General features: G+C 65.4%; 24 protein-coding genes and 1 tRNA gene. 12 read left to right on the top strand and 13 right to left on the bottom strand.

Translation table 11 applies throughout. The annotated features are described in order from the left end of the window. Positions 1–60: 60 nt before the first annotated feature. The 5 genes from greA to carA form a co-directional block, all read right to left on the bottom strand. Entirely contained in the window at positions 61–534 is a 474-nt protein-coding gene (greA, locus tag Sa4125_RS16560) for a transcription elongation factor GreA (protein ID WP_223999622.1), read from the bottom strand. Positions 535–814: 280 nt separating this feature from the next. Then, positions 815–4,246 (bottom strand): carbamoyl-phosphate synthase large subunit, encoded by a 3,432-nt coding sequence (gene carB, locus Sa4125_RS16555; RefSeq protein ID WP_223999620.1) that lies wholly within the window; start codon positions 4,244–4,246, stop codon positions 815–817. Between the two features lie 165 nt (positions 4,247–4,411). Next, positions 4,412–4,717, bottom strand: coding sequence for a helix-turn-helix transcriptional regulator (locus tag Sa4125_RS16550; protein WP_223999616.1), 306 nt, complete (start codon positions 4,715–4,717; stop codon positions 4,412–4,414). Positions 4,718–4,895: 178 nt separating this feature from the next. After that, a complete protein-coding gene (locus tag Sa4125_RS16545) occupies positions 4,896–5,069 on the bottom strand; it encodes a hypothetical protein (protein WP_223999614.1) in 174 nt (57 codons plus the stop codon). A gap of 152 nt (positions 5,070–5,221) precedes the next feature. Beyond that, positions 5,222–6,406, bottom strand: coding sequence for a glutamine-hydrolyzing carbamoyl-phosphate synthase small subunit (gene carA / locus Sa4125_RS16540; protein WP_223999611.1), 1,185 nt, complete (start codon positions 6,404–6,406; stop codon positions 5,222–5,224). Between the two features lie 280 nt (positions 6,407–6,686). On the opposite strand from carA, the gene Sa4125_RS16535 reads away from it, so the two are divergent. After that, a complete protein-coding gene (locus Sa4125_RS16535) occupies positions 6,687–7,142 on the top strand; it encodes a GatB/YqeY domain-containing protein (protein WP_223999609.1) in 456 nt (151 codons plus the stop codon). 295 nt (positions 7,143–7,437) lie between these two features. Here the strand turns inward: Sa4125_RS16535 and Sa4125_RS16530 are convergent, their stop codons facing one another. Next, positions 7,438–8,160, bottom strand: a complete 723-nt coding sequence (locus Sa4125_RS16530; protein ID WP_223999605.1) for an LrgB family protein — start codon at positions 8,158–8,160, stop codon at positions 7,438–7,440. Beyond that, positions 8,150–8,506 carry a CidA/LrgA family protein gene (locus Sa4125_RS16525; protein ID WP_223999604.1) on the bottom strand — a complete coding sequence of 119 codons (357 nt, stop codon included), beginning with the start codon at positions 8,504–8,506 and terminating at the stop codon, positions 8,150–8,152. The genes Sa4125_RS16530 and Sa4125_RS16525 overlap by 11 nt, the downstream gene beginning before the upstream one ends. A 161-nt stretch (positions 8,507–8,667) precedes the next feature. On the opposite strand from Sa4125_RS16525, the gene Sa4125_RS16520 reads away from it, so the two are divergent. From Sa4125_RS16520 to Sa4125_RS16500, 5 genes are all read left to right on the top strand, one after another. Continuing rightward, the gene (locus Sa4125_RS16520; RefSeq protein ID WP_223999603.1) at positions 8,668–8,943 is read left to right on the top strand and encodes a type II toxin-antitoxin system ParD family antitoxin; all 276 of its coding nucleotides are present in this window, start codon (positions 8,668–8,670) and stop codon (positions 8,941–8,943) included. Next, positions 8,940–9,236: a type II toxin-antitoxin system RelE/ParE family toxin gene (locus tag Sa4125_RS16515; protein ID WP_223999602.1), complete on the top strand. Its 297-nt coding sequence runs from the start codon at positions 8,940–8,942 to the stop codon at positions 9,234–9,236. Before Sa4125_RS16520 ends, Sa4125_RS16515 begins: the two co-directional genes overlap by 4 nt. A gap of 100 nt (positions 9,237–9,336) precedes the next feature. Continuing rightward, positions 9,337–11,286: a DNA primase gene (gene dnaG / locus Sa4125_RS16510; protein ID WP_223999601.1), complete on the top strand. Its 1,950-nt coding sequence runs from the start codon at positions 9,337–9,339 to the stop codon at positions 11,284–11,286. Between the two features lie 330 nt (positions 11,287–11,616). Beyond that, positions 11,617–13,602 carry an RNA polymerase sigma factor RpoD gene (gene rpoD / locus Sa4125_RS16505; RefSeq protein ID WP_223999600.1) on the top strand — a complete coding sequence of 662 codons (1,986 nt, stop codon included), beginning with the start codon at positions 11,617–11,619 and terminating at the stop codon, positions 13,600–13,602. A 131-nt stretch (positions 13,603–13,733) separates the two neighbouring features. Then, positions 13,734–14,222 (top strand): hypothetical protein, encoded by a 489-nt coding sequence (locus Sa4125_RS16500; protein WP_223999598.1) that lies wholly within the window; start codon positions 13,734–13,736, stop codon positions 14,220–14,222. A gap of 86 nt (positions 14,223–14,308) precedes the next feature. Here Sa4125_RS16500 and Sa4125_RS16495 read toward each other — a convergent pair whose 3' ends face one another. Then, positions 14,309–15,823 carry a bifunctional diguanylate cyclase/phosphodiesterase gene (locus Sa4125_RS16495; protein WP_223999596.1) on the bottom strand — a complete coding sequence of 505 codons (1,515 nt, stop codon included), beginning with the start codon at positions 15,821–15,823 and terminating at the stop codon, positions 14,309–14,311. 308 nt (positions 15,824–16,131) lie between these two features. On the opposite strand from Sa4125_RS16495, the gene Sa4125_RS16490 reads away from it, so the two are divergent. After that, positions 16,132–16,461, top strand: a complete 330-nt coding sequence (locus tag Sa4125_RS16490) for a hypothetical protein (RefSeq protein ID WP_223999594.1) — start codon at positions 16,132–16,134, stop codon at positions 16,459–16,461. 121 nt (positions 16,462–16,582) lie between these two features. Here Sa4125_RS16490 and Sa4125_RS16485 read toward each other — a convergent pair whose 3' ends face one another. Next, the gene (locus Sa4125_RS16485) at positions 16,583–17,308 is read right to left on the bottom strand and encodes an SIMPL domain-containing protein (protein WP_223999592.1); all 726 of its coding nucleotides are present in this window, start codon (positions 17,306–17,308) and stop codon (positions 16,583–16,585) included. Between the two features lie 166 nt (positions 17,309–17,474). Between Sa4125_RS16485 and Sa4125_RS16480 the strand changes: the two genes are divergently transcribed. After that, positions 17,475–17,551, top strand: a tRNA-Ile gene (locus Sa4125_RS16480). A 30-nt stretch (positions 17,552–17,581) separates the two neighbouring features. Here Sa4125_RS16480 and Sa4125_RS16475 read toward each other — a convergent pair. From Sa4125_RS16475 to Sa4125_RS16460, 4 genes are read right to left on the bottom strand one after another with little or no spacing between them, the layout of a single operon-like run. Then, a complete protein-coding gene (locus Sa4125_RS16475; RefSeq protein ID WP_223999589.1) occupies positions 17,582–18,259 on the bottom strand; it encodes an aspartate/glutamate racemase family protein in 678 nt (225 codons plus the stop codon). Further along, positions 18,256–19,209: a polysaccharide deacetylase family protein gene (locus tag Sa4125_RS16470; RefSeq protein WP_223999587.1), complete on the bottom strand. Its 954-nt coding sequence runs from the start codon at positions 19,207–19,209 to the stop codon at positions 18,256–18,258. Before Sa4125_RS16470 ends, Sa4125_RS16475 begins: the two co-directional genes overlap by 4 nt. A gap of 12 nt (positions 19,210–19,221) precedes the next feature. Next, positions 19,222–19,635: a DUF3830 family protein gene (locus tag Sa4125_RS16465; protein WP_223999585.1), complete on the bottom strand. Its 414-nt coding sequence runs from the start codon at positions 19,633–19,635 to the stop codon at positions 19,222–19,224. Beyond that, positions 19,632–20,384, bottom strand: a complete 753-nt coding sequence (locus Sa4125_RS16460) for a GntR family transcriptional regulator (protein WP_223999583.1) — start codon at positions 20,382–20,384, stop codon at positions 19,632–19,634. Before Sa4125_RS16460 ends, Sa4125_RS16465 begins: the two co-directional genes overlap by 4 nt. A 217-nt stretch (positions 20,385–20,601) precedes the next feature. On the opposite strand from Sa4125_RS16460, the gene Sa4125_RS16455 reads away from it, so the two are divergent. Genes Sa4125_RS16455 through Sa4125_RS16440 form a run of 4 tightly spaced genes read left to right on the top strand, consistent with a single transcriptional unit; the run spans position 20,602 to position 24,396 of the window. Beyond that, positions 20,602–21,657, top strand: coding sequence for an ABC transporter substrate-binding protein (locus Sa4125_RS16455; RefSeq protein WP_223999582.1), 1,056 nt, complete (start codon positions 20,602–20,604; stop codon positions 21,655–21,657). After that, complete coding sequence (locus Sa4125_RS16450) at positions 21,657–22,757, top strand: ABC transporter ATP-binding protein (protein WP_223999580.1); 1,101 nt, start codon at positions 21,657–21,659, stop codon at positions 22,755–22,757. Before Sa4125_RS16455 ends, Sa4125_RS16450 begins: the two co-directional genes overlap by 1 nt. Beyond that, positions 22,754–23,599 carry an ABC transporter permease gene (locus tag Sa4125_RS16445; RefSeq protein WP_223999578.1) on the top strand — a complete coding sequence of 282 codons (846 nt, stop codon included), beginning with the start codon at positions 22,754–22,756 and terminating at the stop codon, positions 23,597–23,599. The genes Sa4125_RS16450 and Sa4125_RS16445 overlap by 4 nt, the downstream gene beginning before the upstream one ends. Beyond that, positions 23,596–24,396, top strand: a complete 801-nt coding sequence (locus Sa4125_RS16440; protein ID WP_223999576.1) for an ABC transporter permease — start codon at positions 23,596–23,598, stop codon at positions 24,394–24,396. The genes Sa4125_RS16445 and Sa4125_RS16440 overlap by 4 nt, the downstream gene beginning before the upstream one ends. Positions 24,397–24,401: the final 5 nt, after the last annotated feature.

Genomic DNA, 24,401 nt, shown 5'->3' with positions numbered 1-24,401 from the left:
GGCGTTGCCGTCCGTCAGAGGCGCTTGCGACGAGCAGGCAAACCGCTCGTCTCTGGCGTCTCAGCCCCAGCGCAGCTCGATGATCTCATAGGACCTTGCGCCGCCGGGAGCGGCGACCTCGACCGTGTCGCCCTCTTCCTTGCCGATCAGCGCGCGGGCGATGGGCGAGGAGATCGAGATGCGGCCCTGCTTCACGTCGGCTTCCTGGTCGCCGACGATCTGATAGACCTTCTCCTCCTCGGTATCCTCGTCGATGAGCTTGACGGTCGCGCCGAACTTCACCTTCTCGCCCGACAGCTTGGACACGTCGATCACTTCGGCGCGGGCGGTATAGTCCTCGAGTTCGGAGATGCGGCCCTCGTTGAGGCTCTGCGACTCCTTGGCGGCGTGATACTCGGCGTTCTCCGAAAGGTCGCCATGCGCCCGTGCTTCCGAGATCGCCGCGATGATGCGCGGACGCTCCTCCTGCTGGCGCCGGCGCAGCTCTTCCTTGAGTGTCTCGAACCCGGCGCTTGTCATTGGGACCTTGTCCATGCCCTCAACCTTTCCAGACCGTCGGCCAGATGGCCGAAAGTCGTTTCGTTCCCGCCGGATGATGCCGGCGCATAAACCAAACCGGCTCCGGACGGAAATCCGACCGGAACCAGCAAACCATTCTCTGCCCGCGTCCCAGGGACCGGGGGCGACCGATGATGCTGCGGTAAAATTGTGCTGTCAAACGGCGTCTATCGTCACGCGCCGGTTGAAAGTTTTCCCCGTCCCCATCTGCCTTTCGGGTTCCCGCGACTTGACCCCTGTCGCCGGTCCGTCCCGTTCACGCGGCCGTGAAGTAGGATTGCAGGGACCGGACTTCAAGGCCACCGCGCTTCAAGGCTTCGATGGCTTCGGCCGCAGCCGCCATGCCGGAGAGCGTCGTGTAGTAGGGAACCTTGTGGATCAGCGCCGCGCGTCGCAGCGACCGCGAGTCGGACAAGGCCTTGGCGCCCTCCGTGGTGTTCAGTACCAGCTGCACCTGTCGGTTGCGGATGGCATCCTCGATATGCGGCCGGCCTTCCAGCACCTTGTTGATCTTCTCGGCCGGAATGCCCTCTTCGCTGAGGAAACGCTGCGTGCCGCCAGTGGCGATGATCTTGAAGCCCAGATCGTGGAGCTTGCGGATCGCCGGCAGGGCGCGCTCCTTGTCGCCGTCGCGCACCGAAACGAAGACGCTGCCGGCCGTCGGCAGGTCGATCGAGGAGCCGAGCTGCGACTTGGCGAAGGCGACGGCAAAGCTCGTGTCGAGGCCCATGACCTCGCCTGTCGACCGCATTTCCGGGCCGAGCAGGGTGTCGACGCCAGGGAAGCGAGCAAAGGGGAAAACCGCTTCCTTGACGGCGATGTGCTTCAGCGTCCGCCAGTTCGGCTTCGCCCCATAGTCGGCGAAGGCCTCGTCCAGGGTCTCGCCGGCCATGATCCGCGCGGCGATCTTGGCGATCGGAACCCCGATGGTCTTGGCGACGAAGGGCACGGTGCGCGAGGCCCGCGGATTGACCTCGAGGACATAGATGTCCTCCCCCTTGATGGCGAACTGGACGTTCATCAGGCCGACGACGTTGAGGCCGAGCGCCATCACGCGCGTCTGGCGCTCGAGTTCGTCGACGATGGCATCCGAGAGCGAGTGCACCGGCAGCGAGCAGGCGCTGTCGCCGGAATGGATCCCGGCTTCCTCGATATGCTCGAGGATGCCGGCGATGAAGGTCTCCTTGCCGTCGGAGAGGCAGTCGACGTCGACCTCGATCGCGTCAGAGAGGTAGCTGTCGATGAGGACCGGCGACTTGCCGGAGACGACCACCGCCTCGGTGATGTAGCGCTCGAACTGCGGGCCGTTGCGCACGATCTCCATGGCGCGGCCGCCCAGCACGTAGGACGGGCGAATGACGACGGGATAGCCGATGCGCTCGACGATGATCCGCGCCTCGTCGACCGAGCGGGCGATGCCGTTGTTGGGCTGGCGCAGCTTCATCTCGTTGAGGAAATGCTGGAAGCGGTCGCGATCCTCGGCAAGGTCGATCGCGTCGGGCGAGGTGCCGAGGATCGGGATGCCGGCCTTTTCCAGCGTCTCGGCAAGCTTCAGCGGCGTCTGCCCGCCGAGCTGGACGATGACGCCGTGGAGCGTGCCTTTGGTTTGCTCGACGCGCAGGATGGCGAGCACGTCCTCGCCGGTCAGCGGCTCGAAATACAGACGGTCGGACGTGTCGTAGTCGGTCGAGACGGTTTCCGGGTTGCAGTTGATCATGATCGCCTCGTAGCCGGCGTCCTTCACCGCGAAGGCGGCATGACAGCAGCAATAGTCGAACTCGATACCCTGACCGATGCGATTCGGCCCGCCGCCGAGGATGACGACCTTCTTGCGGTCGGAGACCTCGTCCTCGGAGCGCAGGGACCCGGCGAAGGGGCGCTCATAGGTCGAGTACATGTAGGGCGTCGGCGAGGCGAACTCGGCCGCGCAGGTGTCGATGCGCTTGAACACCGGGTGCACGTCGAGTTTCTCGCGCGCCGCGGCGACGCTCTCCTCGTCGCTGCCGATGAGTTTGGCCAGCCGTGCGTCGGAAAAGCCCGCGGATTTCAGGAAGCGGAAGTTCTCCGCGTCGTCCGGCAGGCCGTGCTCGCTGACGCGTGCCTCCAGATCGATGATCGCCTTGATCCGGGCGATGAACCAGGGGTCGATCTTGCACGACTGGTGAACCTGCTCCTCGGATGTGCCCATGCGCAGCGCCTGCGCCACCATCAGGAGACGGTCAGGCGTCGGCTTGCCCAAGGCGGCGCGGATCGCGTTCTTGTCGTCGCCTTCGCCGATGCCAGGGATCTTGATCTCGTCGAGCCCGTCGAGACCGGTCTCGAGGCCGCGCAGCGCCTTCTGCAGCGATTCCTCGAAAGTCCGGCCGATCGCCATGACCTCGCCGACCGACTTCATCGCGGTGGTCAGGATCGGTTCGGCGCCGGGAAACTTCTCGAAGGCAAAGCGCGGGATCTTGGTGACGACGTAGTCGATCGACGGCTCGAACGAGGCGGGCGTCGCCCCCCCGGTGATGTCGTTGTCGAGTTCGTCGAGCGTATAGCCGACGGCGAGCTTGGCCGCGATCTTGGCAATGGGGAAACCCGTCGCCTTGGAGGCCAGCGCCGAGGAGCGCGAGACGCGCGGGTTCATCTCGATGACGACGAGGCGGCCGTCCTCGGGATTGACCGCGAACTGCACGTTCGATCCACCGGTCTCGACGCCGATCTCACGCAGCACCGCGATCGAGGCGTTGCGCATCACCTGGTATTCCTTGTCGGTCAAGGTGAGGGCGGGCGCGACGGTAATCGAATCACCGGTGTGGACGCCCATCGGATCGATGTTCTCGATCGAGCAGACGATGATGCAGTTGTCCGCCTTGTCGCGGACGACCTCCATCTCGTACTCCTTCCAGCCGAGGACGCTTTCCTCGATCAGAACCTCGGTCGTCGGCGAGGCGTCGAGGCCGCCCTCGGCGATCTCGAAGAACTCCGAGCGGTTGTAGGCGATGCCGCCGCCTGTGCCGCCCATGGTGAAGGACGGGCGGATGATGGCGGGAAGGCCGATCTGCTCCAGCGCCTCGGCCGCCGCGGCGAGCGCGCGCGTCATGTAGCGCTGCTTGCGGTCGGAGCGGCCGGCGACCCACTCCGCGTCGAGGGCGGCGAGCGCGTCGGCCTGAGCCTTCGGATCGGTGACGGTGTCGCGAATGAGGGCGGTCTTCGCCTCGAAGGCGGCCTTGTCGGCGCTCTTGGCCTCGGTGGCGTTGGCGAGCAGCGAGCGGGGGGTCTCGAGCCCGATCTTCTTCATCGCCTCGCGGAAGAGCGCGCGGTCCTCGGCCTTGTCGATGGCTGCGGCATCGGCGCCGATCATCTCGACATTGTATTTGTCGAGGACCCCCATCCGGCGCAGCGACAGCGCCGTGTTCAGCGCGGTCTGGCCGCCCATGGTCGGCAGCAGGGCGTCCGGGCGTTCCTTCTCGATGATCTTGGCGACCACTTCCGGCGTGATCGGCTCGATATAGGTCGCGTCGGCGAGGCCGGGATCGGTCATGATCGTCGCCGGATTGGAGTTGATCAGGATGATCCTGTATCCCTCCTCCTTCAGCGCCTTGCAGGCCTGCGTGCCCGAATAGTCGAACTCGCACGCCTGACCGATGATGATCGGTCCGGCACCGATGATCAGGATGGAGCGGATATCGGTCCGTTTCGGCATGGCTCTTCTTTCACAGACGCTATTCGTTAGCGCGCCAAAAATCCGGTCGCGCTGCGGGCGTGACCGGTTCGGGCTCAAAACTTCTTCAGGCTAGGGCCGGCTTATAGGCAAAAGCTCGGCCGGGCGAAAGAGCAGAAACGCTCTTGTCCCAGCCAATTCCACCGATCACTCGGCAGATTTTGCCGTCCTGGCCTGGCGCTTGGGCGGCGCCTCCTCTTCGGCAGGGGCTGCCGTGCGCAGGGCCGGGGCATTCTTGGCGCGTGGCATGTGCTGGCCGTCATAGGATTCGAAGCCGAGGGTCAATGCCAAGCAGGCAAGCTCCACGGTCTTCGGGATCTCGATCGGCTTTCCGTCGCGGTCGCCCTTTTCGTAATACTGGATGACGCGTTTTTTCAGGCCGAGCTTCTCGGCAGCGTCCTTCTGCTTCCAGCCAAGGGCCTTGCGCCAGCTGCGGAAATCGTCGGGCTGCATGGTTCACTCCAGAGGCCGGGCGGGTGCGAGGCGCAGGGTCCGGAAGTACACTGCCGGACTTACGGTCCTTGCCATTCCAGATGCCGGCGCGTCTGGCAAGCCTCGCACAGGCGGGGCATGCAATAAATGCACCAGGTGCGCCAACCGGCAGTTGACTATAGCGCACTCAGTGCACATCTTACAGACTGCCGGGAGGCTTTGCTCCGCCCGGTCGGGATTTGTCGGGAATCGCCGACGGTCTTGAGACTTTCATCATCGTTCCGGAAAGGATTGGCATCAAATGCTCGCCGATATCATCATCGCCAGAAGCAACTACGGAGGCGATCGCGATCGCGACGACCTTCACCGCCATGCCACTTTCTCCTGCGGCGTCCGGCGGCTCTTTCGTCGGCTCACGCGGATTTTCCGCGTGTGACGGCTGAAAAGGCAGGGCAGAAAACTTGAAGGCGCCGAGGGTATCCCCGGCGCCTTCTTCGTTTCAGGCGATCAGCCGATGCCCCGGGCTCATGCGGCTTGCGGCTTCCTGTGGCTTTCGATGAGGTCGAAGAAGCGGTCGAACAGATAATGCGAGTCCTGCGGGCCGGGCGACGCCTCGGGATGATGCTGCACCGAAAAGACCGGGGCGTCCTTCATCTTCAGGCCGCAGTTCGATTGGTCGAACAGCGAGACATGGGTCTCCTCGACTTCCGCCGGAAGGGTTCCCGATTCCACCGCGAAACCGTGGTTCATCGAGACGATCTCGACCTTGCCGGTGGTGAAGTCCTTGACCGGATGATTGGCGCCGTGATGGCCCTGGTGCATCTTCGTCGTCTTGCCGCCCAGCGCCAACGCCAGCATCTGGTGGCCGAGGCAGATGCCGAACATCGGCACGCCCGTCTCGATCAGTTTCTGGATGGTCGGCACGGCATAGACGCCGGTTGCCGCCGGATCGCCCGGACCATTGGACAGGAAGATGCCGTCGGGATTGTGCGCCATGACCTCCTCGGCCGTCGCCGTCGGCGGCATCAGCACGACGCGGGCGCCGCGGCCGGTCATCAGACGCAGGATGTTGCGCTTGGTGCCGTAATCGAGGGCCACGACGGTGTAGCGCGGCTCGCTCTCGGTGCCATAGCCGGCATTCCAGGCCCAGGGTTTTTCGTCCCAGACCACCGACTGCAGCGTGGCGACATCCTTGGCGAGGTCGAGGCCTTCGAGGCCGGACCAGGCCTTCGCCTTCGCCTTCAGCGCCTCGACGTCGAAGACGCCGTCCGGATTGTGCGCGATGACGGCGTTGGGCATGCCGTGCTCGCGGATGTGGGCGGTGAGGGCGCGGGTGTCGATGCCCGACAGCGCGATGATGCCGCGCTGCTTCAGCCAGGCGTCGAGATGGCCAGAGGAGCGGTAGTTCGACGGTGCCGAGACTTCGGCCCGGAAGATCGCGCCGACCGCGCCATGGGCATTGGCCGGGACGAGGTCTTCAGTGTCTTCGTCGTTGGCGCCGACATTGCCGATGTGCGGAAAGGTGAAGGTCACGATCTGCTTGGCGTAGGAGGGATCGGTCAGGATCTCCTGATAGCCGGTCAAGGCGGTGTTGAAGCAGACCTCGCCGGTCGTCTCGCCGACGGCGCCGATGCCGTCGCCCTCGATGACGGTCCCGTCGGCGAGCACCAGGAGTGCGGTCGGTTTGCGTGTCGTCCAGCCTGCGGTCATGGGGTGCCTTTCGAGCGGTCGCCCTTCGCCCTCGCTGGCGCTCCCCCGCATCCGGAGGCGCGGAGGGAACGCGCGGGTCAGGCGCCAGGGAAAGTGTGCATTGGAGGGGATATCGACCCTTACGCCCGGAACTGCAAGTCTCTTGCACGGCTTTCCCCGCAGCTTTACATGCCGCGGTGAACGACAGCCTGTGCCGCTCGACGATGGCGGCGCGGACACGCGGCGCAACCGGGCGCGTGGCAGGCGAGCCGTGACCCCATAAGAAGCCGAGGAGGCCCCGATGCGTGCTGCGATCACCGATGCCCTGAAGGACGCCATGAAGGCCGGCGACAAGACCCGGACCTCGACGCTCCGTCTCGTCAATGCGGCCATCAAGGACAAGGACATCCTCAACCGCGGCTCCGGTCGCGACGCGGCCAGCGACGACGAGATCGTCCAGATCCTCGGCAAGATGACCAAGCAGCGCGAGGAATCGGCGAAGATCTACGCGGAGAACGCCCGTCCCGAGCTCGCCGCCAAGGAACGCGAGGAGATCGCGATCATCGCCGGCTTCCTGCCGACCCAGATGGACGAGGCCGGCATGGAAGCCACTGTGGCCGCCACCATCACCGACCTCGGCGCCGCGGGCATGAAGGACATGGGCAAGGTGATGACGGCCCTCAAGGAGCGCCATGCCGGCCAGATGGATTTCGGCAAGGCGAACGGCGTCGTGAAGCGGATGCTGAGCGCGGGGTGAGGGGTGGCGCGAATGCTGCTGCTCGTTTTCGGCGAGGCGCCTTCCTGGTGAGGCAACCATTGCCAGCCGCAAAGCCCCCAATCGCAGCCGCGACGACCCAGCTTCAGTCATCCCGGGCTTGATCCGGGACCCATGCCAAGATCGGCGAACGAGGTCGAGAACGGTCGACTTTCCTGATCCGGCTTGGCAGCGATGCGCTCGCGGCATGGGTGCTCGGGTCAAGCCCGAGCATGACTATTCCGAGGAGCAGACGCGCTTAGGCGATACTCTCTTACCGTCTGACATCAGGCACCCCTCAAAACAGCAACGACCACAGCAGGGGCAAGGCGATGGCTGTCGCCAGCGCGTTGAGGCCCATGGCAAGGCCCGAAAAGGCGCCGGCGATCTCGCTTTCCTGCAGCGCCCTCGCGGTGCCGATGCCGTGCGCGGCGGTGCCCATGGCAAAGCCGCGGGCCGCCTTGCCGTGGATGCCGCAGAGGTCGAGCACGGCCGGCCCGAGCGAGGCGCCAAGAATGCCGGTGGCGATGACGAGGACGGCGGTGAGCGACGGCACGCCGCCGAGCTTTTCGGCGATTCCCATGGCGACCGGCGCGGTCACCGACTTCGGCGCCAGGGCGATAAGGCCCGCACGGTCGACGCCGAACAGCGCGCCGATGCCGATCGCCGTGGCCATGGCGGTCAGCGATCCCGTGGCGAGGCTGACGGCCAGCGCGCCTGCATGCCGCCGCACCTTGTCGAATTGCCGGTAGAGCGGGATGGCAAGCGCCACCGTCGCCGGGCCGAGCAGGAAATGAATGAACTGCGCGCCCTCGAAATAGGTGTCGTAGGACGTGCCGGTCAGCGTCAGCAGCGTGACGACCAGCGCCACCGTCAGGAGGACGGGATTGAGCAGCGCCAGAAAGCGGGCGCGGCGGTAGAGCGCGAACGCCAACTGGTAGAGGACGAGCGTCAGCGTCAGGGACAGGAGCGGCGAAGCGGCGAGATAGACCCAGACCTCGCGCAGGGATTCAGCCGGCATCGGCGTCGCCCCCGCGGCGCGTCAGGAAACGCATGGCAAGGCCCGTGACGGCAATGGTGGCAAGGGTCGAGACGACCAGCGCCGTGCCGAGCCCCAGCGCGTCAACCTCCAGGCGATGAAAGTGCATCATGATGCCGGCACCCGCCGGGACGAACAGCAGCGACAAGTGCTGCAGCAGCCCATCGCCGACGCGCCCGATCTCATCGGGCACCGCGCCCTTCAGCATCAGCGCGGCGAACAGCAGGGCCATGCCAATCACCGGGCCGGGCAGCGGCAGACCGAGCCAGGCGGTGATCGCCTCGCCGGCAAGCTGGCAGGCGAAGATGGCGGTGAGGGCAGGGAGCATGGGCGGTCCTGTACGACGGCAAACTGGAGCGCGACGTTACGCCGTCGATCGTCGTCAATGGAAGGTCGCTGAGGCGTCCGGAAGGTATCGCCCCATACACTGGACGGCGTTGCGTCCGGTATGCCAAACGCATACTCTGAAAACGGATGACGGAGGACCCAATGCCAGCGGTCGAAAAAATCACCATCGCACTGACTGCGGAAATGGCAGGATATGTTCGCGATGTCGTCGGAGCAGGCCAATACGCGTCGGCCAGTGAAGCCATCCGCGAAGCCGTGCGGGAATGGCAGGAACGTCGCGATCTGCTCGGCTACACCGTGGAGGAGTTGCGCGCTCTCGTCGACGCCGGCATCGCCAGCGGGCCAGCGCTCGATGCGGCCGAGGTCTTCACGGGCATACGCGAGAAGGTGCGTACCGGCATCCCGGTCCGTCCGTGACGCTCCGGGTCACCCCTCTCGCGGCCGCTGATATCGAAGCCATCGTTCTCCATATCGCAGAGGACAATCCCCGAGGGGCGCTCAACGTCCTCGATGCCATCGAGCAGCGCCTGACGCAGCTTACACGCTACCCCCATTCGGGATATCTGTGCGACGACATCGGCCCGGGCATCAGGCGTCTGGTCTCCGGCCAATACTTGGCCTTCTATCGCGTCAGAAACGAAGAGGTGGAAGTGCTGCGCGTCCTGCACGGGCGACGAAAGGTCGATCCTTCGAGCATCACTGGATCCTGACAGTCCGGCCCTGTGAATGACGGTGACACATGTCCCGTCGCCCCCCTTTCCGCCACAGCCTGTGCTAGTTCTGTCGGTTCTGCGACCCCGTGAAAGTCCCATGCGCTTTTCCCCGAGCTTCCTCGACGATATCCGCGACAGGGTGCCGATTTCCGATGTGATCGGGCGGCGCGTCACCTGGGATCGCAAGAAGTCGCAGACGGCCAAGGGCGATTTCTGGGCCTGCTGTCCTTTCCATGGCGAGAAATCGCCGTCCTTCCACTGCGAGGACCAGAAGGGGCGCTACCACTGCTTTGGCTGCGGGGTCTCCGGCGATCATTTCCGCTTCCTCGTCGAGGCGGAAGGGCTGTCCTTTCCCGAGGCGGTCGAGCGGCTGGCGGCGGAGGCGGGGCTGGCGCTACCCGCACGCGATGCCGATGCCGAGCGCCGGGACGAGCAGCGCGCGACCATCCTCGACGCGCTGAAGCTGTCGGCCGAGTTCTTTTCCGGTCTGTTGCAGGAGGCCGAAGGCGCCAAGGCGCGCGCCTATCTGCGCGATCGCGGGCTGAACCCGGTGACGCAGAAGACGTTCGGCCTGGGCTACGGGCCCGACAGCCGCAACCGGCTGAAGGAGTGTCTCGTCGCGAAGGGCGTCGGCAAGGCCGAGATCGAAGCCTCGGGAATGGTCGTCCACGGCGAGGGCATCGCCGTGTCCTACGACCGGTTTCGCGACCGGATCATGTTTCCGATCCAGGATGCCCAGGAGCGCATCATCGCTTTCGGGGGCAGGGCCCTGTCCGCCGAGGTCTCAGCAAAATATCTCAACTCGCCGGAGACCGACGTCTTCCACAAGGGCGCGACGCTGTTCAACCTTGCCAAGGCGCGGCGCGCCGCCAAGGCGGCGGGAACGCTCGTCGTCGTCGAGGGCTATATGGACACGATCGCCCTCTTCCAGGCGGGCTTCGGCCATGTCGTGGCGCCGCTCGGCACGGCGCTGACCGACCGGCAACTCGAACTTCTCTGGCGCAATGCCGACGAGCCGATCCTGTGCTTCGACGGCGACGCCGCGGGCCTCAAGGCCGCGAACCGCGCGGCGGACCTCGCACTGCCCCTTCTGAAGCCCGGCCGCTCGCTGCGATTTGCGCTTCTGCCCGAGGGGAAGGACCCGGACGATCTCGTGCGCGACAGCGGTCCGGAAGCCTTTCGCGAAGTCCTGGCCGCGGCCCGCCCGCTCGCCGATCTCCTGTGGATGCGCGAGACCGCCGGCGGCCAGTTCGATACGCCCGAGCGCCGCGCCGATCTCGAACACCGGCTGAAGGCGATGACGCGGCAGATCGGCGACGAGAATGTCCGCCGACACTATCTGCAGGACGTCGACGGAAGGCTCAAGAGCTTCTTCGGCGCCGGAAAGGCGCAGCCGCGGCGAAACGAGGGCGGACGTCCGCCCTATGGCAGCCGCCGCGACGGCGAGGACGGACGGCGCGGCAAGTCGGCAGCCGGGCAGCAGCGCGCGGTCGTCTCCGATCGCCTCGCCCGTTCCAGTCTGATGAAGCGGGCAAGCGTCCAGGAATCGTCGCTGCGGGAGGTGGCCATCGTCGTCGGCTTCATCAACCATCCGCTCCTGTTTCACGAGGCCTTCGACTACTTCGCCGAACTGGAACTGCCGCAGGGCGGCTTGTCGCAGCTGCGCTCGGCCGTCCTCGACATCTATGCCGAGCATCACCCGGGGTCGCGCGAGGAACTTCTGCGCCATCTTGCTCCCGACGGGGCGAGGGCGGTCTACGAGGGCTTCCAGCAGCGGCTGCGCGAACTCAGGCTCTGGACCTTCCTCGAGGACGCCGCTCCGGAGGATGCGCGCGAGGCCGTGCGGCAGGCGCTCCACTTGCATCACCGATTCCGCTCCCTAAATAGGGAACTCCGCAGCGCCGAAGAGATCCTTGGGCAGCAGCCGTCGGAAACCGCCTACGCTCATGTGGTCGAAGTGAAGCGGGAGATCGAGGCGCTCGCCGGGACCGAGGCCTTGATCGACGGTTTCGGCATTCTGTCGGGGCGGGGGGCGAAGTCCTACTGACGGCGGCCCATTTAAGAATCGCCTTGCCGCCGAGAATCCGCTATGGGCGAGACGATTCAGCGGCATAATCGGAATATGGATGCGGGCTGGCGGCGCTTCTTTCGCCAGCGGTACACCAAGTTCCCGATTTTGTCCGGTTTTGTCGGCTGTGAACTTGAAATTGAAACATGCTGCGCCCTTTACACGGGATCGCAAGTGCCTGCGTCACGATCGCTCGCGAACAGGGTTAAGCGCACGTTAACGGTCTCCCTTTAGGGTAAGGAACGACACCGCCAGAGTGCGATCCGTTCCGATCATGCCAGGCACGGCGCGCGAATTGGAGAAGAAGGCATGGCAACCAAGGCCAAAGAAAGCGAAGCGGTCGTCGAAGAGCGTCCGGAGACGCAAGACGGTCCTCTGCTCGATCTGTCCGATGATGCCGTCAAGAAGATGATCAAGGCCGCCAAGAAGCGCGGCTTCGTGACCATGGACAAGCTGAATTCCGTCCTCACCGCCGAAGACGTGACCTCCGAGCAGATCGAGGACACGATGGCCATGCTGAACGACATGGGCATCAACGTCGTCGAGGAAGAGGAGAGCGACGACGCCGAGGAGAAGGAGTCGGAGGAAAAGGAGGGCTCCACCGAAGTCATGGAAGCCGGCCCTTCGGCTGTCGCGACCACGACCAAGAAGGAAGCGACCGACCGCACCGACGATCCCGTCCGCATGTATCTGCGCGAAATGGGCTCGGTCGAGCTGTTGTCGCGCGAGGGCGAGATCGCCATCGCCAAGCGCATCGAGGCCGGCCGCGAGACGATGATCGCAGGCCTCTGCGAGAGCCCGCTGACCTTCCAGGCCATCATCATCTGGCGCGACGAGCTGAACGAAGGCAACATCATGCTGCGCGAGGTCGTCGACCTCGAGGCGACCTATGCCGGGCCCGAGGCGAAGCTGCCGGATGTTCCGGCGGTGGCGCTGGACGGGTCTGCGCCTGAGGTCCCCGTCGCGGGACTGCCCGGCGAGCGCAGCGACGACGATGACGAAGACGACGACGAGTTCGAGAATTCGCTGTCTCTGGCCGCCATGGAGGCGGAAATCCGCCCGCAGGTCATCGAGACCTTCGACATCATTGCCGATTCCTACAAGCGCCTGCGCAAGCTGCAGGACCAACAGGTCGAAAATCGCCTGGCCGCGACCGGCACGCTGTCGCCGAGCCAGGAGCGCAGCTACAAGAAGCTGAAGGAAGAGCTGATCACGGCCGTCAAGGGCCTGTCGCTCAACCAGAACCGCATCGACGCGCTGGTCGCCCAGCTCTACGACATCAACAAGCGGCTCGTCGGCAACGAGGGCAAGCTCATGCGCCTGGCCGAAAGCTACGGCGTGAAGCGCGAGGAGTTCCTGAAGAGCTACCAGGGCTCGGAGCTCGATCCGAACTGGACCCGGCACATCGCCAATCTCTCCGGCAAGGGATGGCTGAAATTCGTCCAGAGCGAGAAGGACGGCATCCGCGCCCTGCGCCAGGATATCCAGAATCTGGCGTCCGAGACCGGCCTCGAGATTACCGAGTTCCGCCGCATCGTCCACATGGTGCAGAAGGGCGAGCGCGAGGCACGGCAGGCGAAGAAGGAAATGGTCGAGGCAAACCTGCGCCTCGTCATCTCCATCGCCAAGAAATACACCAATCGCGGCCTGCAGTTCCTGGACCTCATCCAGGAAGGCAATATCGGCCTGATGAAGGCCGTCGACAAATTCGAGTATCGCCGCGGATACAAGTTCTCGACCTATGCCACCTGGTGGATCCGGCAGGCGATCACCCGGTCGATCGCCGACCAGGCGCGCACCATCCGCATCCCGGTGCACATGATCGAGACGATCAACAAGATCGTCCGCACGTCGCGCCAGATGCTGCACGAGATCGGCCGCGAGCCGACCCCGGAGGAGCTGGCCGAAAAGCTCGCCATGCCGCTGGAAAAGGTGCGCAAGGTCCTGAAGATCGCCAAGGAGCCGATCTCGCTCGAGACTCCCGTCGGCGACGAAGAGGATTCGCATCTCGGCGACTTCATCGAGGACAAGAACGCCATCCTGCCGATCGACGCGGCGATCCAGGCGAACCTGCGGGAAACGACCACGCGTGTTCTGGCCTCGCTGACCCCGCGCGAGGAGCGCGTGCTGCGCATGCGCTTTGGCATCGGCATGAACACCGACCACACGCTGGAAGAAGTCGGCCAGCAGTTCTCGGTGACGCGCGAACGTATTCGCCAGATCGAGGCGAAGGCGCTGAGGAAGCTCAAGCACCCGTCGCGTTCGCGCAAGCTGCGGTCCTTCCTCGACAGTTGATCCGCGGTCGTATTCAGAGCGCGCCCAGCTGAGCCAGCGGAAAATCGTCAGCCGGTGTGAAGACGGTTGCCGGCTTACCCTCTTGTTCGCAAAGCTCTCCCGGCCGAATCATTGGCCGGGGGGACGATCTGATGCACACGCGATTTCCTGTGGCGTTGGCCGCGGTATTGATGGTGACTGGCTGTACGACGACCGAAGAAGCGAACGTCGCCATGCGGACCGACTGGATTGGCCGCAGCAGCGACGACTTCTTCTCCGCCTATGGCCCGCCCTATCAGAGCTACGACCGCCAGGACGGCGGAACCATCTACTCCTGGCGCGGTGGCGAAACCCGGCGCTTTGTTCCTGCCCAGTTTGCCACTGTCGGCGAAGGCCGGGAGCGCAAGACGACGCGCGTCGTCACCGACTCCAGCGGCCGCAGTGTCGTGGAGACGCGGTCGCGCACCGAGGAGCCGCTTCGCGTCATGACCGCCCCACCGCGCAGCGAAGAACTTTTCTGCGAAGCGCAAATCACCGCGGATAAGGATGGCATCATCCGTTTCATCGGCGCCACGGGCGATACCGATGGAGAAGGCCTCAGCTTCTCGCGCTGCGGCGAGTTGTTCAAACCCGACGCCTGACAGTTCGAGTCCCCGGCCGAGTCGAGTTGCATCGCTTGGTCGCTGAAAAGCGAGGGCGCTCACCCGACCGCTGATCTGCGAGGGGTTTACGCCGCCAGCAGTCTCTTCTGACCCCATGCCAACAGGTCTGCCTTGCACATGGGTCTGGCGATCCAGAAGCCCTGGAACAACCGGCAGCCAGCGGCTTTGGCGAGGAGAAACTGCGCCTCGGTCTCGATCCCCTCGGCGACGATATCGAGGTTCATGGCAGAGCCGACGCTGGCCAGCGCCATGACCAGAACGTCGTCGGCGCGGCTCTCGCCGAGCCGCGCGATATAGCTGCGGTCGACCTTGATGATTTCGATCGGATGGGTGCGCAGGTAGCCGAAGCCGCAGAAGCCGGTGCCGAAATCATCCAGCGCGATCCTCAGCCCGAGATCGCGCAGGGCGACCAGCCGCCGCAGCATGTCGGGCGTGGCGTTCATCGCGACGGATTCGGTCAGTTCGAGGACGATTCGCTCGGCAGCAACACCCGTTTCGGCAAGGGTCCGAACGACCATCTCGACCAGGTCGTCACGCTTGAGCTGGCTCGGCGAGAGGTTGAGCCAGACGGGTCGGTCACCGAACTCCTGGGCGTCCGTCAGCGCGCGGCGAAAGACCCATTGTCCCAGGAGGTCGATCAGCAGCGACCGTTCGGCGACCGGAATGAAGTCGCCCGGCGGAATTTCGCCGCGACTGGAATGGCGCCAGCGTACCAGCGCCTCGTAGCCCTGGACCGCGCCGGTGAGATCGACGAGCGGCTGGTAGACGAGGTGGAGTTCGTCGAGGAGGATGGCCGCGCGCAGTTCGCGCTCGATGAAGCGTTGCTGCCGCTGGCCGCGCAAAAAGGACTCGTCGAAGAGGCGCGCCTGGCTTCGGCCCGACCGCTTGCTTTCGTAGAGCGCAAGATCGGCGCATTCCATCAACTCGCTGAAGAACGGGCTGTGAGTCGGCGTGATCGCGATTCCGATGGACGCCGAGAGGCTCATCGGCCGACCGTCGAAGAACTCGGTCTGCCGCAGGTTTTCCAGACACCGCCGGCATGCGGCCTCCGCCTCTTCGGGGCCCGCCATCGGGGTGAAGACACCGAACTCGTCGCCCCCGAGACGTCCGACGATGGCGCCGGGGAAGCTGCGCCGAATAACCTTGACGAGATGGCGAAGCGCGAAGTCGCCGGTCGTGTGCCCGAGACTGTCGTTCAGCGTCTTCAGATAATCCATGTCGATTGCGAGAAAGGCGTAGGTCCTGCCCGGGCCGATGCGCCGCATCTCTTCGCCGCAGATCGACAGGAAGGCCCGCCGTGTCAGGGCACCGGTGATTTCGTCCTCGATCATCTCGGCGTTCCGCTGGCTGCCGAGGCGGGCAATGTCGGCAAACAGGCGCAGGACCTGCCGGTGCAGGCGCATCAAGAGGAGGAGAGCCAGCCCGGCAAGGCCGAAGGCCAGGAGGGAGCGCGTCTCTCCCTTGGGCAGAGGGAAGGCGAAATTTGCTACCGCGAGCCCGAGGCTGGCCAGCAGACACACCATGACCAGGGCATAGCTGAGACGCATCACCTGTCGCGGATTCTTGCCGAGTGCGTTCACGCCTGTGGTCCTCTCGTGCGCCAACTCGGTCTCGTTTTGTCTGGCCGCACCTAACAAACCACTAACTTCGTCACCCTCACTGAGGATTTTCCATGCATAGGCGCACGGCGTGCAAGTATTGTCCGTGCAACTTCACGGCTGTACTTATCGGGGGTTGCGCCACGGCAGTCGAGCGGCGGGGAGCCGGCTGAACGCCGAATGAACGATGCCTTCTCCTACCGTTCATTCCGGCTGGCGCAGATTGGATCGGTATCGCCGAGTTGGAGGATTCGCCCGGCGCCAACGACACGAATGAGTGGAGAAGACCAATGGTGATGAAATTTGTTCGGCTGGCGCTGGCCGCCGCCGCTTTGGCAGGTTTCGGCTTCGGCGCCGGCCAGGCGACTGCCGCCCCTTCCGGCCCTGCTGCCGCCGTCGCAACCGCTCCGGGGACCATGCTTCTGGCGCAGCGTTACGAGCGCGGGCGTGGCTGCGAGCCGCGACGGGCGCTGCGCAAGGCCTATCGGCTGGGCCTCAACCGGCCCGTGATCGTGCGGGACAATCGCAACGTCGTCGTCGTGGATGGGCGCAAGCGTGGGCGCGTCGTGACTGTGCGCTTTGCGCAGGCCCGCGGCTGCCCGGTGCTTCGCATTCGCTGACGGCCATCGCCCCGGCCCCGGCGCTTCCTGGAAAGGAGCGCCGGGGCCGGGCAAAGACCCTGAAACCGGTGCGGATCCCCGCGCCGGTTTTTTCACACCGAAGGGGATGCCACGTGGCGGTTCAGCCGCCGGTGATGTCGAAGACCATCCGCACGCTCTCGCGCACGGTGTTCTCGCCTGCTTCAACGGGAACGCTCTTTTCCATCTGGACTGCGGCCAGCGCCATGCGGTCCATGGAGAGCGGCGAGATCGGGCCGGCGTCCTCACCTGCGGAGATCGACACGACGGGACCGAGGCTGACGCCGGCAGCCTCGGCGAGCGTCTTCGCGGTCGCCACCGCATCGGCCACCGCCTCGCGCCGGGCCGTCGCCCGGATCGGCGCAGGGTCGGAGAGTGTGAAGGAGAGGCCGCCGCCCTGATTCACGCCGAGGCCGACCGCCTTGTCCAGAATGGCTCCCACCGCAGCGATATCGCGCATGCGCACCGACAGCGTGTTGCGAACCTCGTAGCCGGTCAGAACCGGCGGCAGCTGCGTTCCATCGGGACGGTTCTCGTAGCGGTATTGCGGCGTGATGGCAAAATTGGAGGTGCGCAGGTCGCGGCTCTCGATCGACATCGTCTTCATGGCCGCGATGACCTCGGCCATGGCGGCATTGGCCTGATCGAGAGCGGCGCGCGCGGTCTCGGCGGTCCGCAGAACGGTAAGCTCGGTCACGGCGATGTCCGGCTTGGCACTGGCCTCGCCGATGCCGGTGACGGCGATCTGGCGCTGCGCCTTCGGCTCGTCGGCAGCCGACGGCGAGACCGAAAGGCACAGCAGCAATAGGGTGAGAGAAGGGGCGCGCATATTCATAAGGGAACACTCCAAAGTCCGAGGCCGCCCTGCTTCCCACCCGATTGTGGCCAAATACGCAGAGTTCGCGATCCGGTCGGCAATCTTGGCTCAAGACGTACGCGCACTTCATGTATCGTCTTGAGGCAATCCGTCCTTTCCGCTACCTGTTCCCTTCGGCGGGCCTGTAGCTCAATTGGTTAGAGCCGGCGGCTCATAACCGCTTGGTTGGGGGTTCGAGTCCCTCCGGGCCTACCAGCGCCTTCATGGCGCTTCGATCTCGGGTTTCTAGGCCGGTACGGCCAGGCGCTCGATCGCCAGGAGGACAGCTTCCCGGACCGGCTCAACCAGCGGCACGGAAACTCGTCCGGCCAAGGCCCTGGCCGCTGCGGCCAGCGGACCGCCCCCGATGACGATGGCCTCGACCGCCTCGCGCGCCGCGACCTCTTCGCAGACGCGTAGGAGTGCGTCTTCTAGGCGAGTCGGGTCGCGCATCAGGCCTATGGGGTCGCCGTGGGTGCAGAAGGTACCTGCAAAAGAGGGTCCGTAGCCATATCGTTCGACTGCTCCCGAGATCGCCGATGCAAGGTGCGGAGTTGTCGTCACGACGCAGAAGCGCCGACCATTTCGGGCCGCCCTGGCCATGGACGCTTCGGCAAGACCCGTGACAGGGCAATCAAGGACCCTGCGCAGTTCGTCCAAGGCAGGATCTCCGAACGCTGCGACCACGATCCCGTCGCAGCCGCTCTGCCGCAGATCCGTCACAAGGGAGAGCATTGCACGCGAGGCCGTCGCCAGGGCGGCGTCGTCCAGGATCAGCGGCGATCCGAACGGCGCCGTCATGCCTATCAGCGAGACCTCCGCTGGCAGATAGGAGCGCGCCATGGACAGCATGAGCTCCGTGACGACCGGGTCCGTGTTGGGGTTGAGAAGAACAAGGCGGCGCATCGCGCGGGGAGGCGTCATGACACCGCGCATTCCCACCCGGCTGGCGTCTGTCGCGGCGACCACCGCGGGAGCTTCATGCCCGCGCGCCAGTGATGGGCGATCGCATCGCGGCGCGCGAACCAGACGCCCGGGCGAGAGAGCGCATGGTCGAGAAACTGCTCGAGGCCCGAGATCCGGGCGGGACGGCCGATGATGCGCAGGTGCAAGCCGATCGAGAGCATGCGCGGCGCGCTCACGCCCTCCGCGTAGAGCCGGTCGAAGGCAGCGATGCAGTAGCGCGAGAAGTCCTCCGCGAAGGTGAAGCCGCCGCGATTGAAGAAGCGCATGTCATTGGTGTCGAAGGCGTAGGGCAGGACGACATGCGCATGCCCGTCGAACCCGACGACATAGGGCAGGTCGTCGTTGTAGGCGTTGGAATCGTAGAGGAAGCCGCCATGTTCCACGAGCAGCGCCCGCGTGCGTTCGCTGGGGGCGGAGCGTGTGTGGAATCCCACAGGCGCTGTGCCGCCGGCGGCCGAAATCGCGGCCACCGAGCGGGCGATCGCCTGTCTTTCGGTGGCCTCGCTCATGTGGACATGGCGCTCCCAGCGCCAACCATGGGATGCGATCTCGTGACCGTCCGCGACGGCCTCCTGCGCGATCCAGGGCGAGAGTGCGAGCGAGCGGCCATTGGCATTTAGCGTTGCCGTAATGCCGCGCTGGCGAAGCACCTCCCGAATTCGCGGCCATCCGGCGCGGGTGCCATACTCGAAATGGCTCTCCATGCAGAGGTCGCGCGTGCCCTCGACGCCCTCGACAGCCTCGTAGATCGCCTCGTTGGCCTCGTCGCCCATGCCGACCGAAAGCTCGGCGCCCTCTTCGATGTTGACGACGACCGACACCGCCAGGCGCGCATCGTCCGGCCAGCGTAGCGCCGGCATGCGCCCGCGATAGCCGGCGAAATCACGATCCGCTCCCGGTGCCGTCATCCGTCGGCCCCGTCAGGCCAGCCGGAAGCGGATCGCCTTCGCGCCGGACCACAGCGTGTCGCGTCCCAGCTCGGCGAGCCGATCGGGCCTGTCGGAGATCGTCAGGAAATGGTTGCCGGCCAGCGGCCCGGCCTTGGAGGCGAAGGCGGTCGGGCCATAGGCGAGCAGGATCTCGGTTTCCGAAACGCCGCCCGGATAGAGAATGACCTCGCCGATGGCGGGGTGGCTCGTCGCATTCTCGTAACCAAGGCCGAAATCCGTGTCGCCCAGCGGGATCCAGCAGGCCTCGCCGCTCCAGCGCACGTGAATGATGCGTTCCGAATAGGGCAGGACCTTCAGGAACGCCGCAACTGTCTTCGGGGCGCGCGCCGTCTCCAGACGGGCAGGGAAGCTCTCCCCGTCGATCTCGACAACGATTTCGGTCATGCAATATCCCTTTCAGACAGATAATTGGTCGACGCGGCAGCCGTGCGGCCGGGGCCGGATCCGTGGGCTGTCGGCGCCTGCCGGGCCAGCTCCTTGCGTACCAAGGTCTCGATCTCGACCGCTTCGCAGCGCGGCCGCATGCGAAGGCGCGTCTCGACGAGCGAAAGGTGCGAGCACATCGCCTCCCGCGCCCGTAGCGGATTCCGCGACGCCAACGCCTCTAGGATGCCCCCATGCTCGCGGCAACTGCAGGCAGGACCGTCGTTCGGTCCAAAGAAGGAGAGAAGCGTGGAGGTCCGGTCGACCATCGAACGCAGCGTCTCGACGATCAGCGCATTCTCCGTCAGTTCGCCAAGCCGCATGTGGAGCGCGCCGCCCAGCGCCAGCGCCGCGTCGGGGTTTTCGCCGACGATCGCCTCGCGTTCGAGCTCATGCTGCGCGAACAGCGCATCGAGATCGCTGACGCGAAGCCGCTCGGTGACGGACAGCGCGATGCCCCCCTCGAGGACGCGGCGCGCCTCGTAGATCACGCGGGCATCGGCGAGACCGGGGTCAATCGAGCGGGCCCCGCGGTTCGGGACGAGCTCGAGCTTGCCCTCGTAGCCGAGCCTTTGAAGGATGCGGCGCATCCGGTCCCGCGAGATGTCGAACTGCTCGGCCAGCTGCCGCTCGCCCAACTTTGTGCCGGGCGCGACGACTCCGGAGGCCAGGATGCGGGTGAGGATCTCGTGAACTCTCTGGTCGTCCATCGGCGCGAAGGCTCTCTTATGTGTGTGCGCGATCATAGGACGGGACATAACGCGGGCGCCACAAGGAGAGGGCGGATATGTTGTGCACAATTTCTTTTTTTGCTGCACATTTTTGAGGCCAACACGCCTCAGCGCTTCTCCCTTGGCCTGCGCTGTCGGTTTTCGAGGTTTGGCATGGCGCTTGCAGTGCCTTTGCGGAACACCTTGGAGCACGTCGATGACCCAACACTTCCCTACTTTCCGCACCAATCGTCGCCGCTTTCTCGCCGGAGCCACCGGGATCGCCGGCGTTCTCGCGATGCCGTCGGTCTTGCGCGCCCAGACGCGGGAGATGGTTGTGGGAGGCGCCGCCAGCCATCGCGACTGGGTGGAAACGATCGTCATTCCCGCCTTCGAGGCCAAGCATGATTGCCGGGTCCTGTTCGAGGGGACCCGGTCGCTGGTGAATCTGGAAAAGATGCAGCAGAACGCCGATAAGCCTTACCTGTCGGTTGTCCAGATGGACGACCCCGTGATGATCCTCGCCGACGATGCCGGCCTGCTGGAGGCCGTCACGCAAAGCGACGTGCCGAATATGGCCGAACTGAAGGACAACACGATCCACCGCGACGGCGCGTGGGTGAACTACCTCCAGCCCTTCCAGGCCATCGCCTACAACAAGGACGCGCTGCCCGATGGCGTCGCGTCCTGGGAGGATCTCTGGAGCCCGTCGATGGCGGGGCGGGTGGTCATTCCGTCGCTGCAGAACACGGAAGGCGTCTTTCCGCTCTTCATGGCCGCGGCGCTCGCCTCCGGCAAGCCGGTGCGCGAGGCGCAGTACGACATCGACGCCGGCTTCAAGAAGCTCGTCGAGTTGAAGCCGAATATCCTGACGATCTACACCCAGATGCCGCAGGCCTTCAATCTTCTGGAGACGGGCGAAGCCTGGGCGATCGCCGGCGCGCTCTCCTCCTTCACCATGCCGCGTCAGGCCGAGGGCGCCCCGGTCGGCCTGGCCGTCCCGAAAGAGGGTGCCTTCGCCAGCCCGTCGGGTGTGTGCATCGTCAAGGGTGGCCCTCATCCGGAGCTCGCGCGGGCCTGGGTCAACGACCTCCTCAGCCCCGAGATCCAGTCGCAGATCGTCGGCCCGACCTTCTCGCTTCCCACCAACCGGTCGGTGGCGGCGCCGGCGGACCTTCCCCAGAACATCGACGTCATCGCGATCGACTGGGCCGCCGTGGCGCAGAACCGGAACAGCTGGGTCGAACGTTGGGATCGCGAGATGGCGATCTGATGCAGAGCAATCTCGGCGCGGGCCTTGGCGGACCCTTCCTGCAGATATCGGGTGCCGGCAAATCCTTCGGGGCGACCCCGGTACTGGACGGTGTCGACCTGTCGACGGCCCGCGGCGAATTCGTATCGCTGCTGGGGCCCTCCGGTTGCGGCAAGACCACGCTGCTGCGCATCGTGGCGGGTCTCCTCAAGGCCGATTGCGGCAAGGTCAGTCTCGACGGGATCGATATCACCACTGTCGCCCCGCATCGCCGCGACGTCGGCGTGGTTTTCCAGAACTATGCTCTGTTCCCGCATCTGACGGTTGCCGAGAACGTCGCTTTCGGGCTGAACGCCCGCGGCGCCCCAAAGGAAGTCGTGGCAGAAACGGTCACGCGCCTGCTCGGCCTCGTCGGGCTCTCGGCGATGGCGGACCGCTCGGTGCGCGGTCTGTCCGGCGGGCAGCAGCAACGGGTCGCGGTTGCGCGGGCGCTGGCGCCGGGGCCGAAACTCATGCTCCTCGACGAGCCCTTCTCGGCGCTCGATCGCAAGCTGCGCGAGGTCATGCAGATCGAGTTGCGGCGCATCCTGCGCGAAGTGGGGACGACCGCGATCTTCGTCACGCACGATCAGGACGAGGCGCTGGTCATGTCCGACCGGATCGCGGTGATGAACCGCGGCCGTATCGAGCATCTGGGCGTCCCGCAGGACATCTATCGCCGCCCGGCGACACCGTTCACGCTCGACTTCGTCGGTCTGTCCACGCGCGTGTCGGGGCGTGTGCTGGATAGCCAGAGCGCGCAATCGCGTGTCGAGACCGCCTTCGGCACACTGACGGCGCCCGCAGCCTATCGGGCCGGCTCCGCCGTGACGATCGGCATCCGTCCCGAGCGCATCGCGCTCGACACACGGCATGAGAACCGTCTCAGGGCCCGGCTCTCTGAAGCGATCTTTCAGGGAGCCAAGGCACAGTTGCACTTCGTCGCCAGGCACGACGACCGGGTGATCGTGGAGGCGCTCGACGTTCCCATGGGATTGCGGCCCGGCGACGTCGTGGAGATGTCGTTCTCGATCGAGGATACGCTGATCTATCCGGCCGAAGCGCTGAGCGAGGCCGCATGAACATCGCCACCCGCCTGCGTTCGCTTCCGCCTGCTGCCGCGCTGACCGCGCCGGCGCTGGCCTATCTTTCGCTCTTCTACCTGGTGCCGCTCGTCTGGCTCTTCACGCGCAGCTTCATGGGTCCGGTCGGCCCGACGATCCAGCCTTACATCGACCTGCTCTCCGACCCATTCACCTGGCAGGTGATTGGCAACACGCTGCGGGTCGGGGCCCTCGTCACCCTCGTCGCCTTCGTCATCGGTTATCCCGCAGCGATCGCCTTGTCCAAAGCCCGCGGCATCTGGCAGATCGTGCTCCTGACCAGCATCATCCTGCCGCTCTCGGTCGGGGTCGTCGTCAAGGCCTTCGCCTGGCAGATCGTCTTGGCGCGCAACGGGCTCGTCGGGCAGATCCTCGTCGCTACCGGACTGTTCGAACAGGCGCCGCAGCTTCTCTTCACGGAAGCCGGTCTCGTCCTCGGGGCGGCCAACGTCTTCCTGCCCTTCATGATCCTGCCGATCTACTCGGTGCTCGGCCTCATGGATCCCCGCCTGCCCGAGGCGGCGGCGACCCTCGGAGCCTCGCCGCTCTACCGCTTCATCAAGGTGACCTTGCCGCTGACGCTGCCCGGAATCGTCGCGGGAGCGGCCTTCGTCTTCTCCATGTCCATATCGATGTACGTCATCCCGAGCCTCCTGATCGGCGACCGTTTCCAGACGCTCGCGACGCTCACCGGCCGGTCCTTCCTCTTCATGCGCAACGAACAGGTGGGTTCGACGACGGCGGTGCTGCTGCTGGCCATCTCCGTGGCCATCATCCTGTCGGCCAGTTCGCTCGCCCGGCGTGTGGGAGGCGTGCGATGACCGCGTTCGAGCGTCTCGTCACGGGCCTCGTCTATGCCATCGCCGCCTTTGCGGTGCTGTTCATGGTGACGCCACTGATCGTCACCGTCGCGGCGTCCTTCGGCTCGGCCTCGGTCTTCACGCTGCCACCCCCGGAGTGGTCGCTGCGCTGGTACGAGCGTCTCGGCTCCTTGCGCGGTCTTCTGCCCGCTCTTGTCACCTCCGTGCAGATCGCCACGCTGTCGACCGCGATTTCCCTCGTTCTCGGCACGATGTGCGCGATCGGCCTCACCCGCGGACGGGTGCCGGGGTCGGAGGCGATCATCTCCTTCCTGATCTCGCCGCTGATGCTGCCGGGCCTGGTGATCGGCATCGCGCTCCTGCAGTTCTTCCGCGAGTTCGGCCTGCGCGACGCCTGGGTCAGCCTCCTGCTCGCGCATGTCGTGATCACGCTGCCCTATGTCGCGCGCACGGTGATCGGCGCGCTGTCGCTGTTCGACTTCACGCTGATCGATGCCGCCCGCACCCTCGGCTGCTCCTATGTGGGCGCCGTTCGCAAGGTGCTGATCCCGGTCCTCGGGCCGGCTTTCATGACGTCGGGAATGTTCGCCTTCCTGGCCTCGATGGACAATTATCCGGTCTCGATCTTCTTCAGCGACGCCTGGACGAAGACCTTGCCGATCCAGATGCTGCAATATGTCGAGGAGCGGCCCGATCCAACGATCGCGGCGATCTCGACCGGCCTGATCCTCTTGGCGACGCTCGCCATGATCGTGGGGGACCGCCTTGTCGGCATCCGCCGCATGGCGCAGTTCTGAGGAGC

This window comes from Aureimonas sp. SA4125, from assembly GCF_019973775.1.
Classification (GTDB): domain Bacteria; phylum Pseudomonadota; class Alphaproteobacteria; order Rhizobiales; family Rhizobiaceae; genus Plantimonas.
This window is presented reverse-complemented; position numbering and strand designations above follow the sequence as displayed.